This is a genomic window from Achromobacter anxifer (assembly GCF_903652925.1).
GTDB classification, from domain to species: domain Bacteria; phylum Pseudomonadota; class Gammaproteobacteria; order Burkholderiales; family Burkholderiaceae_B; genus Achromobacter; species Achromobacter anxifer.
In genome coordinates, this window is record NZ_CAHLAR010000029.1 from 1 (window position 1) to 761 (window position 761).

2 tRNA genes and 1 rRNA gene are annotated in these 761 nt (G+C 50.5%); all 3 read right to left on the reverse strand.

From position 1 onward, the window contains the following. Positions 1–251: 251 nt before the first annotated feature. Positions 252–327: transfer RNA gene (locus HWY37_RS34495), tRNA-Ala, on the reverse strand. A gap of 23 nt (positions 328–350) precedes the next feature. After that, positions 351–427: transfer RNA gene (locus tag HWY37_RS34500), tRNA-Ile, on the reverse strand. 131 nt (positions 428–558) lie between these two features. Continuing rightward, positions 559–761: ribosomal RNA gene (locus tag HWY37_RS34505) — 16S ribosomal RNA — on the reverse strand; the annotation flags it as partial.

Consider the following 761-nt stretch of genomic DNA (forward strand, 5'->3'; position numbering starts at 1 on the left):
AGCGTTTGTGCCGTTCATAAGTTTCAAAGCAGCCTAGGGTTATTCACCCCAGTCTTGAGAACTTGGAACAAAATTAATGCAATCACAACCCGTACCCATCTTCATCAGCAAGCTGATTACTCGATGAGTACATTTCGTTGTGCTTCTTCCAGATTGTTAAAGAGCGAATATAGCTGTCAGGTAAAACCTAACTCATAACATTGCCAGCAACGCTATGAGTTAGCCTCTACACCACCAGGTGATCAGGTACTTGGTGGAGGTGAACGGGATCGAACCGATGACATCCTGCTTGCAAAGCAGGCGCTCTCCCAGCTGAGCTACACCCCCATATCCCGCATGCGCAGAATACTTGGTGGGTCTGGTTGGATTCGAACCAACGACCCCCGCCTTATCAAGACGGTGCTCTAACCGACTGAGCTACAGACCCAAAACCTTTTCGGATCAGCAGTCAGGTAGTTGGAGACCCAGGGAAGATTCCCTCGACCCAAGCCTACAACTGATCCCAGCTATATCAAACAACCGATAAGAGTGGACGCTTAACACGAGCGCTAAGCTCTGAAAGGAGGTGATCCAGCCGCACCTTCCGATACGGCTACCTTGTTACGACTTCACCCCAGTCATGAATCCTACCGTGGTAATCGCCCCCCTTACGGTTAGGCTAACTACTTCTGGTAAAACCCACTCCCATGGTGTGACGGGCGGTGTGTACAAGACCCGGGAACGTATTCACCGCGACATGCTGATCCGCGATTACTAGCGAT